Origin of the sequence: Bacteroides sp. K03 (genome assembly GCF_019734355.1) — a bacterium.
GTDB classification, from domain to species: Bacteria; Bacteroidota; Bacteroidia; order Bacteroidales; family Bacteroidaceae; genus Bacteroides; species Bacteroides nordii.
In genome coordinates, this window is the sequence record NZ_JAASHC010000037.1 from 43,880 (window position 1) to 55,140 (window position 11,261).

The following is an 11,261-nucleotide window of genomic DNA, read 5'->3' on the forward strand; positions in this document are numbered from 1 at the left end:
TTCTACTTGTATAAATAATATTTCTTTGACAGTTGGCGGAAACTATCCACGTCTTTATACCAATAGTCGCGGATGTCTTCCCAGCGATTACGTTTACTGAACCGTTCGCGTATTTCGTTTGAACCACTTACTTTATCAAACATGTCAAAACGTCCTTTATCTGCATGGTCAAATATAGCATATTCCGGATAGAGAGTGGCTATTTCCTGCATGACAAGGAATTGTATCTCACTCAACACAGCTTTCCGATAGTCCATGATATGCACTTGTACGCCTTGCAGATGTTCGCCTTTGCCTACAGAATAGAACGGTTTAAGATGTAGCGGGCGGAAGATGACTCCGGGCAACTGCAACTTATTCAGATTATCTGCCAGTTCTTCAGCTTTCACCCAAGGAGCAGCAAACATCTGAAACGGAATAGTATAGCCCACTCCGATAGACATATAACCGAGTTCTCCAAGTATTCCCGATACAGGATAGAAGAAGGCAGAGTGCGGATGCGGGATGTGCGGAGAGGAAGGAATCCATTGTAAACCTGTTTGAACATAATCCATTTTACGTTTCCAGCCTTTCATTTTCACCACGTGCAGGTTGCACTGCTTGCCTAACATCTTTTCACCGTTCAGCATCAGGGCCAACTCACCACAAGTGAGTCCGTAAAGGTACGGAATCTTAAATTGACTAACAAAAGAAATGTATCCCTCTTCTGTCAGGTTACCTTCAATTTTTTCCCCTCCTACCGGATTGGGGCGGTCAAGTACGATAAATTCCTTTCCATTTTCGGCAGCAGCTTCCATAGCTACCCCCATAGTACTGATATAGGTGAAAGAGCGGCAGCCGATATCCTGTATGTCGTATACAAGCACGTCGATGTCTTTCAGCATTTCCGGAGTGGGTTTGCGTGTTTTCCCATAAAGAGAATAGACGGGCAGTCCGGTAGAGGAATCGGCTGAATTATCGACTTTATCTCCGGCATGGACATCGCCCCGTACACCATGTTCGGGGCCATATAATGCTACCAGATTCACATTGGGGGCTTCGTGAAGAATGTCAATCGTAGATTTCAGCTGGTTGTCTACACCGGTAGGATTGGTGATCAGTCCTACACGTTTACCTTCGAGGCATTTGAAGTTCTGTTCTTTCAGAACTTCAATGCCCGTCTTAATTTTGATTTTCTGTGCCTGTGTGGTGAGGGCCAGCAGGCAACAAGTGCTAAGAATAATAAATCGAAATTTGTTCATAAGTTTTTCTGTTTCGAATCGTTATTGTTTTTCGGGGGTTTCTATTTCTGTAACTTCTTCTTTTTTACCGTAATTAGGGTCAATCTTTATAAATGCGCAAACAGCAATGGTTGCTGCACAACAAATCATTACCCAGATAAAGAATTTCTCGTAACCGATATGTTCCTGTAACCAACCGGCCATCATGCCTGGTAACATCATACCCAGTGCCATGAAAGCAGTACAAATGGCATAATGTGCCGTCTTGTGTTCGCCGTCCGAATAATAAATCAGGTAAAGCATATAGGCTGTAAATCCAAATCCATAACCAAACTGCTCTATAAATACACAAATGTTAATGGTAAGAAGGTCTTGTGGTTGGAAATATCCGAGATAGACAAATGTAATACAAGTTAGGGAGATGCTCCATGCCATGGGCCATAGCCATTTCTGTAATCCTCCTTTGGCTGCACAGATTCCTCCAATGATTCCTCCGAGGGTAAGTCCGATAATACCGATAGTACCATATACCCAACCCACTTCGGCCGTGCTCAATCCTAAACCTCCTTTTTCAATAGGGTCCAGCAAAAAAGGATTGATGAGTTTTACTAATTGGGCTTCAGGCAAACGGTAGAATAACATAAAGAGTATGGCAACACCTGCTTGTGGCTTTTTAAAGAAAGAAGTAAAAGTAGCAAAGAACTCTTTGAATATATTACTTGCCGTGACATTGCCTACTGCTGGTTTATCAGCGGAAGGATGTGGAAGGATATAGCTGTGATACAAATAGAATGCAATAAATAATCCCGCAAGAATATAAAATGTGATACTCCATGCCATGGCTATAGTAGAAGTCCGTTTTTCCAGCTCTCCTGCCAGTACAACCAGAAGTCCCTGCCCTGCTATAGTGGCAATGCGATAAAAAGTGCTTCGTATTCCGACATACATGGCCTGGTCTCGCACGCTTAAAGCCAGCATATAAAATCCGTCGGCAGCTATGTCGTGTGTTGCCGAGCTGAAAGCCACTAACCAGAATATAGCGAGAGTTATCTGAAAGAAATTAGGCATGGGAATAGTAAAGGCTATTCCGGCCAGTCCGGCTCCTACGAGAATCTGCATGGTCACTACCCACCAACGTTTTGTTTTTAATAAGTCAATAAAGGGACTCCAGAAAGGTTTGATTACCCAGGGAAGGTATAGCCAACTGGTATATAGAGCAATATCTGTATTAGAGATACCTAACTTTTTGTACATAATAACTGAGATAGTCATTACGGCTACATAAGGCAGTCCTTGTGCAAAATAAAGTGTTGGTATCCATGCCCACGGTGATAGTTTCTTATTTTTCATAATGATTGTTTTAATATCGTTTTTCAATAGCAGCTCCAATATAATAATGTAGCAGAATTGTGTCATAAGTATATCCCTGCTCACCCATTACTGCGGCACCAATCTGACAAAGACCTACACCATGCCCCCAGCCGGCACCGGTGAGAATGAATTTGCCCGGAATAGTATCTTTTATATCTGTTTTATCAATGACAAATGCCGAACTGTACAGATGAGAAGGTGACAATGTCCTTCTGATTTCAAGCTCCTTGCCAATGGTCATTGTTTTCTTTGTACCAATGATTTTAAGTTTTACGATTCGGGCAGACGTTCCGCGTTCAACAGGAATTAAGTCGATTATCTGTCCATAATCAATGCCGGAACGTTTGAAGATAAGTGCCGCTAATTCTTCTTGCGTGTATTCTACTTTCCAGCGATAAAAATCAGTAGTTTCCTGATCGTAATTGTTTAGCACCTGGCTGAGTATCTTATTTTCTGTCGTATTGCAGAAAGCTTCCGGAGAGTTTCGTATCCACTTTTCTGCTTCTGCTTCCATGCGAAGATCGGGTAGGAGAGCCGTTGTCTTGCTATCCCGTTGTTTGACGAGATAAGGATGTTTCACATCTTCCCAGCAATATTGGAACTCTTCGAAAGCGCCTCCGCAGCATTTAGAGAAGCGGGCATCGCAAATTTGTCCGTTATAGGTCAGCACTTGTCCGCGGGTAGCATGAATGGCTTCCTTCACGATTTCGGTAGATGCACGGGTGATTCCCTGATAACGCTGGCAATGATCGTCGGCACACACATCAAAGTGAGTATGGTCTTCCTGATCGTACCACTTTATTAGTTGACAGTTGACAGTGGACAATTGACAATTGGCTGCGCTATCATGCTGCATAGTAACTGTCAATTGTCCACTGTCCACTGTCAATTGTCCACTGTTAATTGTCAATTTATTAAGTAGCCAGCTGCGTGAAATCACTGCATGTGCTTTCAGTAATTCCAGAGAAGCGTTGGCACTCATTTCCGAGGAGATGACACTGACTAAATAATCTTCTACGTTTACGCGGTTGATACCGGTGAGGGTATTGTTTTCTATGATAATTTTCAGGGCTCCCTGGAAACGTTGGTTTTCTTTTCGTTCCCAGTGAAAATTGATACCGATGGTGACATCCTGCAATTCGAAAGAGTCTGTAGCCTCGTACAGAGGTTCAAACAGTAGTTCTTCATAATGATGGTTTCTCCAAAGAATTTTTCCGTCATCGAAAAGAGCGGTTTGTTTCCCACTTACTTCTTCGCCGTTCATGCGATAGGTATTCAACAGGGTGAATTCTATCTTTTGTCCGGACAGGATACCTACATGTACTTTAGGCTCTTTCATAACTGTTCTTTTATGCGTTGTCTTAATTTGTGAAATTCGTCTGTACTGAGACAGACTTCTCCGAGGATTGCCGCAATGTCTGTTGCCGTTAGTTTCTCAAAATCTTTTTCCAGTGGGGTGATGAATACTCCTCCCATATCTACGGATGCCGGACTGATAAGAATATTGGCATCTCCTTCGGCTGTGTAGCAGGAAGGACGGTGTTTGGAACGCGGGAAAATGCAGACTACCCATTGTCCACCTTCAACCCAGGTAAGCAGATTCATCATTGGCTCTTCCTCACCCGGTTTCTGTTCCATGGCGTTGTATACTACATTGAATAGGGTGATGGCATCTTCCCGGTTGGTTGCTTCCAAGACTAATGTATTACGGGGGGCATCGTCCAGATAAGATAGTGTAGCTGTTTGGTAAGTCACAATTTTACCGGCCTTCTTATTTTTCCACTCTTGTTCAAGAGGGAGAAAACCTTTGTTTCCTGCCTGGAAGTGCACATGGTCGGGGGCGGATGCTCCGCATTTGGGACCGTTGTAGAAAACTACATAGTCCTGGGCATAAGTTGCTAAGTTCAGCATGTCGCCAAAGCGATTTTTAATACGCTGGTCCACATGCTCTAAAGCCGGTACAGTCAGATGTTTCGGAAAGATAGGAAACGGATTGACCAGTATCTGGTAATTCTCTTTGAACGGAAGTCCTCTTTGTACAGCCGGTAGATTGGCGGGACAAAGGAAGCATTTTCGTTCCTGTATAGACTTTGTATCTACTTTAGCTGCCGAAGAAACGATGCGTGCAGGATTAAACTGTACTTTATAGTGCGTACCGTTCACATCCAGTTCTTTTACTTTGACCCGGCTTAGTGCTGTATAATTGTTTTTTGCCAGCTCCCATGAAGAGAGCTGGTCACTGAATAATTTTTCTATTTTTAATTTTGTATCCATCCCTATTATTACATTTGACGACGATTCATTGCTATACGGGCTTGTAATTCCCAGGTACGAATACGGTCTTTATACAAATTGTGCCCGTTCATTTTCACTACATCCAGTGCTGCATCCGAGTTGTCATCCCAACGGCGACACAGATAGACTACATCGTATACACGTCCTATCTGGTATTGGCGGGAGAAGTTCAATCCTAAGGCATAATCTTCCCCATAACTGGTGTTAGGAACTTTGATTTCGCGTAATACCGGGGTATAGAATGCGCGTGGAGCACCCAAACCGTTGATGCGTAAAGCATTGTTACGTCCGTTCTCGGGAGTCCATTCTTTATGATCGATAATGCCTGGGGCGATCCTGTTCATATTGAAGTCCGTCATCATGTATGTACCTACCACCATTGCACAATTCTGTTCATAGAATGCCTGCACCATTGTTGTCAGGGTATTTTCATCTTTATACACATCGTCGCTGTCCAGCTGTACGGCAAACTTGCCACATTTCTCATGATGTACACCCAAATTCCAGCAACCGCCTATACCCAAATCATTCCGTTCGGGGACGATGTGGATGAGGCGCTCGTCGGAGGTAAATTCACGAATAGCATCTGTCGTTCCGTCGGTAGAGTGATTGTCGATGATGATGAGGTTGAATTTGAACTCAGCTTTTTGATTTAATACCGATCGTATGGCATCTTTAATCGTACGGATACGGTTGCGTACCGGGATAATGACAGAAGCTTCATATTCAAAATTACCAGCACTGAATTCGATTTTTTTGAATTCGGGAGCCAGATAGCCACCTATCTCTTTCAGATGTTCTGTGCAGGCTTGTTCCATTTCTATTTGTAGTGCCCGGTTTTTAGGGTCTACATAGTCGAATATTTTTTCACCACTTTTGCGGGTATCGTTTTCCACTTCGGAGTACAGGTATTCGTTAATGTGAACCAATGCTTCCTTTTGTGACAATTTCAGGCGTAGATCATACAGTCCGGCAAACTGATAATCAGCTTTCATACGACTCACTGCTTCTTTCAATGCACTGGCTTTGTATAGTAACACCGAACCGAAGTTGAAGTCATCACGGAGGCTCCCCGGCTGATAGTCTATCACCGGTGCATTCTTTTGAACACCTTCCGCCACCTGATAATGATCGGCATACACCATACCTGCATTGCTGTCTTCGGCAATATGGATCATACGTTCGAAGGCGAACATACCTGGTGACAGTGTTGTATATTTGGTATAAAGCAGGGTATAGTCCGCATCGGAATGTGCAGCAACAGCGCGCATTGTTGCACTGGCATTAAGTGCAGACACGGTTAATATTTCACAACCCGGAAGGGGGGTGGCTGTCGTTTCTGTTGTGAGCAGATAGATTTTCTTTATCAGATCGGAACTTTGTAAGCTCTGAACTGTTTTTTCAGCTTGCGCTGCATTTGCAAAAGGGATAAAGCAATTGATTGTAGTTTTCATATCTTAGTTCTTTATTATTATTTTTATTCTTTCCATTCCAATAATCCGGTTTCGCCTCCGGTTGCGGTGAATAACACCTGGTGGCGGTTGATAGGAACAACCGTACTGATAAGCGAGTTACCTACTTTATGCTTCCATAGTATCTTGCCTGTCAGTGGTTCCAGTGCAAAGATAAGTCCTCCTTTGGTGCTGCCAAACATCACTCCGTCTTTTTCTACTTGCATGGAAGGGGCATGCTCATAGCCAAAACCGACGTTGGAACTCCACAATTGATCCGGTTTATCGCCTTTCGTTGAAAAACAGACAATGCTGTCATTCATTGTTTTACTGTATATCCGTTCTTTATCGGCAGATAGACCGATTGTTTCGCGTACGGTGGACTGGAAAGTACGCCATACGGTTTCTCCGGTTTCTAAGTCAATGGCGGTCATGGCACGTTGAGGATCGGTAATGAAAACTTTGCCATTTGCTGTTACCGGCCATACTGCCGCAGGAGAGAAGTGCATGCGGGTCAGCCCGCCCGTCCATTTCCATAACTCTTTACCTTCTTTTTTACTCAAAGCATAGAGTGTATTGTCCCATGCACCGAAGATCACTTTGTCACCTTCAACGAGTGGACGGGTTTCTATATAGCCTTTTACACCTGTATATGCCCATATGAGTTTCCCGGTCCTGATGTCAATGGCACGGAAGGTATGATCACTGGCACCTATGTAGGCTATTCCGTTGTCTATCGTTACAGCTCCCAGCACCGGTTCTCCGGCTTCTATTTTCCAGAGTAATGTTCCGTTATCGGCATTCAAACCATAAATATGTTTATCTGCAGAGCCAAATACAACGATACCATCGGCTGCGGCAGGAGTACCAACAATACGGTTGCCGGAATGGAAACTCCAGAGCTTTTTCCCTTTTTTCAGGCTGTAGGCGGTTAAGATGCCCATGTCATCGCCAACGAAAACCTGTTCTTTCTCTATGACCGGTGAACAATAGATACCCACACCCGTTTGTACGAGCCATTTTTCTTTTACCTGTGGATATTCTTTGTTGACAGAGAAATCGGGATACTTGTCTGTTGCTCCTTTCGCATCGTAGTACGATTTTGTTAAAGAGAGTGCGCACCACTTTTTAGGTTGTTCACCAATTTTCTGTTCATAAACGAATACAGAATCGGGAGTTATTTCATAGACACTGTATCCGCCTACCGGATCTTTTCCCCGCAGATTGGAACGGTTGATAATTCCCGGAATACCGTCATAAGAGAAAAACTGATTTTTGTGATAATGCCCACCCATGAACGCACGGATGTTAAAGGGGCGCACTGCATCGGTTACGTCATACCAATTGTCCACATCTCCTTTTAACAGCGGATAGTGAGTAACTAAAAATACAGGCTTTTCTTTTCCTGCCTTTTTCAGTTCGTCTTTCAACCATGTAATGTCCTGAGGCACTACATGTCCGTCTGCCATGCGCATTAACGGGCCGGAGTTGAATCCTAAAAAGAGAAAGCCTTTGTGTTCAAATTTAAAACGCTCTCCGCCAAAGATATGTCCGAAGTCGGTCACGCCGCTTTCACTCCATTTCGTTTCATGGTTTCCGGGAATGATGTAATATTTCACCTTTAGTTGCCCGAGGGCTGTTTTTACTTTCTTCATAGAGGCACGATCTCCTTCTTCGGTTATATCTCCGGTTACCAGTACAAAATCAATTCCTTGTGTCTTGTTTACCTGATTGATGGAGTTTTGGAGATCTTCAAAGGCTGTCCCCTTATTCGTGACATGAATATCTGTGAGAAGAGCGAAACGAAAATGCTCTCCTACCTGCGCCTGAATTGTAGTGTACACTACAAATAGGAATGCGATACAGGTATATACTTTTCTGTTCATCTGAGTGTATTTTTTGTTTTGGATTAAAATAATTTGTTATTTGCTCTTTTTTATGAGCAGGCAGAGTCCGATAAAAGTAAAAAGTGCATTGAATATCAGCAATTCATAGCTGAACTGATACCCGTTGAACCATCTCTCTGAGTTTTTCTGTAATATGAAGCACAGAATGGGGGAGGCAATGGCTACCCAGGGAATATACTTGTCGCGAACCTGTTTTTTGGTGAAAATGCCAAAGGCGAAAAGTCCCAGGATGGGGCCGTAAGTATAGCTGGCAAGAATATAAACGGCATCAATCACGCTTGTGTTATTCAACAGATTGAATACAAAGATAACAACCCCCATCGTTATTGCCATACCGATGTGCACACGTTTACGTATCTTTACCAGTTCATTTTCCGCTTTATTTTTAGCGCCTAATATATCGACTGTAAATGAGGTAGTCAGGGCGGTCAGTGCCGAACCGGCTGCTGAATAGGCTGCTGAAATCAGACCGATGATAAACAGAACTCCTACGATGGCAGGAAAATAGTCACCGGTAGCTATCATCGGGAATAACTCATCACTCTTCTCCGGATTTTCAATGCCTTGCCGGGCTGTGAATATATAGAGTAATACTCCCAACATAAGGAATAGTAAGATGACGAAGAATTGAGAGATGCCACTGGTGATCATGTTTTTTTGTGAATCTTTGAAATTCTTGCAGCTTAGGTTTCGCTGCATCATGTCCTGATCCAGTCCTGTCATGGCAATCATGGTGAATACTCCTGCCAAAAATTGCTTGAAGAAATAACGTTTGTCGTTCACGTCATCAAAGAAAAACATGCGTGAGAAGTCATTTTCGGATATAGTAGCAATCATACTTCCGAAACCCAGGTTAAGATCGGAAGCAATGTAATATATACATAGTACTACAGATACTACCAGACAAAATGTTTTTAATGAATCTGTCCAAATTAATGACTTTACTCCTCCACGGAAAGTATAGAGCCAAACAAGAGCTACGGTGATAATCACATTCAGTATGAACGGGAGATGGAAAGGCTCAAAAACAAGTAGTTGTAGTGTGAGGCAAACAAGGAATAATCTTACGGCTGCTCCCAGCATTTTTGAAATAAAAAAGAACCATGCACCTGTCTTATAAGAAGAAATTCCAAATCGGTTTTCAAGATACTCATAGATGGATACTAAATTCATCCGGTAGAAAAGCGGTATCAAAACAAAGGCTATAATAATTTGTCCTGCAACAAAACCAAGTACCATCTGTAAATAAGAGAATCCGCTTGCAGCAACCATGCCCGGTACCGACACAAATGTAACTCCTGATATACTCGAACCAATCATGGCAAATGCTACTACATACCAGGTTGATTTACGATTTCCTACAAAGAAACCTTCATTATCGGCTTTTCTGCCTGCAATGTATGAGATTGTGAACAGGATAACGAAATAGGCTGCAATAGTGATTAAGATGGCAATTGGACTCATGGGGCAATTTACATTTTTATAGTTTAACAATTTAAGATAAAAAACAGAGAGAAACGGCTATTCTTCATATAAAAGGTAAGGTCTGCGTTGTACTTTAAACTTTTCTACGTCTTCTTTCCACATTGCTTTAATCTCATCGGCATCTTTTCCTTGTTCGATCATTTTACGAACATAATCCGTACCTATCAGTCGTTCAAAGAATGGGCGGAAAAAGTAATCATCCATATTCAGGTTTCGGTAAGCGTTAATAAGGTAGCTCAAATCTACTCCTTTTTTTCTTATTTCTTCCTCACTTAACTCACTTAAATTCACACCGTGGCAAAGCCTGCCAAGTTGGGGAGGGCTTTTGGCTCCTGATGTGCTATGTGGCGTAAAGCTGTAATTGTATCCTGTCATATTGGGGTGACCGTATACCTGAAAAGGCAGTTGTGTGCCTCTTCCTAAGCTGACGGGAGTTGCTTCAAAATAGCAAATAGACGGGTAGAGGTATACTGCTTTCATATTGGGTAGGTTAGGAGAGGGAGGGATAGGCAGCTGATACATTGTCTGGTGGGTATAGTTTTTGCATTTTATTACTGTAACGTCACAGATACGGGAAGCCGGCAACCAGCGTTCACCATTAACCATGAGTGCTAATTCTCCCAAAGTCATCCCATGTACTACCGGGATAGGAAGCCAGCCAACTCCCGATTTATATTTCATATCTAAAATAGGACCGTCTACATAATGCCCGTTTGGATTGGGACGGTCCAGAATCAGCATTTTACGGTTATACTTCGCGCAGGCATCCATCAGGCGTACCATAGAGGCATAATACGTGTAAAATCGTAAACCTACATCTTGTATATCGACTATCAGCAAATCGAATTTGCGCATGGATTCCTCACTTGGTTTACCCAATTGGCCATCATATAACGAGAGAATAGGTACCCCTGTTTTTTGATCTACCGAACTTGAAACGTACTCTCCTGCATCTGCATTACCACGAAAACCATGTTCCGGAGAGAAAATTGCAACTACATTTATCTTATTCTCTAATAATACATCCAGCAGGTGCTTATTTCCCACCATACCGGTGTGATTTGAAAAAACAGCAATTCTCTTATTCTTTAATATAGGTAAATAGTCATTCGTTTGTTCTGCACCTACAATCACCCGGCTTTGTTTTGCCTGGCAGTGGAGAGTGATGAACGCTAAAATGACTATAAATAGAATCTTTTTCATAATATATTATATAAGGGAGAGTTCTTTATCTGCAAAGATAATATATGTTTTAATATTAGAAACATATATTTTTATATTTTTGGAATTATAATCAATAATTTGCAAATCGACGATCTCGCGTTTTAAAGCATGTTTTAGTAGAATGTAAACATATTTATTGGATGGGGCAATGGAATGAGAAGGCTGTATTTTATCTCTGTACTTTGTTGAATATAGGACGATTACAATAATGTACACTTTTGTATGATAAGAGTGGTTCTTCTTCAATTTAGTTGAAAAAGACATGTTCCATCACCATCTTAATTCTTAGCAACTCTAATCCTGCCCTT

Annotated in this window: 8 protein-coding genes; all 8 read right to left on the bottom strand. The window is 42.3% G+C overall.

Annotated features, from left to right (window positions below):
- Positions 1–2 precede the first annotated feature (2 nt).
- From HCG69_RS18405 to HCG69_RS18440, 8 genes are read right to left on the bottom strand one after another with little or no spacing between them, the layout of a single operon-like run.
- A complete protein-coding gene (locus tag HCG69_RS18405) occupies positions 3–1,241 on the bottom strand; it encodes an exo-beta-N-acetylmuramidase NamZ domain-containing protein (RefSeq protein WP_221651233.1) in 1,239 nt (412 codons plus the stop codon).
- A gap of 21 nt (positions 1,242–1,262) precedes the next feature.
- Positions 1,263–2,570, bottom strand: coding sequence for an MFS transporter (locus tag HCG69_RS18410; protein ID WP_221651234.1), 1,308 nt, complete (start codon positions 2,568–2,570; stop codon positions 1,263–1,265).
- 10 nt (positions 2,571–2,580) lie between these two features.
- Complete coding sequence (locus HCG69_RS18415; RefSeq protein ID WP_221651235.1) at positions 2,581–3,930, bottom strand: SpoIID/LytB domain-containing protein; 1,350 nt, start codon at positions 3,928–3,930, stop codon at positions 2,581–2,583.
- Positions 3,927–4,865 (bottom strand): DUF4922 domain-containing protein, encoded by a 939-nt coding sequence (locus HCG69_RS18420; RefSeq protein WP_221651236.1) that lies wholly within the window; start codon positions 4,863–4,865, stop codon positions 3,927–3,929. Before HCG69_RS18420 ends, HCG69_RS18415 begins: the two co-directional genes overlap by 4 nt.
- A gap of 8 nt (positions 4,866–4,873) precedes the next feature.
- Positions 4,874–6,340 carry a glycosyltransferase family A protein gene (locus HCG69_RS18425; protein ID WP_221651237.1) on the bottom strand — a complete coding sequence of 489 codons (1,467 nt, stop codon included), beginning with the start codon at positions 6,338–6,340 and terminating at the stop codon, positions 4,874–4,876.
- Between the two features lie 23 nt (positions 6,341–6,363).
- A complete protein-coding gene (locus HCG69_RS18430; protein WP_221651238.1) occupies positions 6,364–8,223 on the bottom strand; it encodes a PQQ-binding-like beta-propeller repeat protein in 1,860 nt (619 codons plus the stop codon).
- 36 nt (positions 8,224–8,259) lie between these two features.
- Positions 8,260–9,708 (bottom strand): sodium:solute symporter, encoded by a 1,449-nt coding sequence (locus tag HCG69_RS18435; protein WP_025868141.1) that lies wholly within the window; start codon positions 9,706–9,708, stop codon positions 8,260–8,262.
- A 57-nt stretch (positions 9,709–9,765) separates the two neighbouring features.
- A complete protein-coding gene (locus HCG69_RS18440; protein ID WP_221651239.1) occupies positions 9,766–10,932 on the bottom strand; it encodes an exo-beta-N-acetylmuramidase NamZ domain-containing protein in 1,167 nt (388 codons plus the stop codon).
- Positions 10,933–11,261 lie beyond the last annotated feature (329 nt).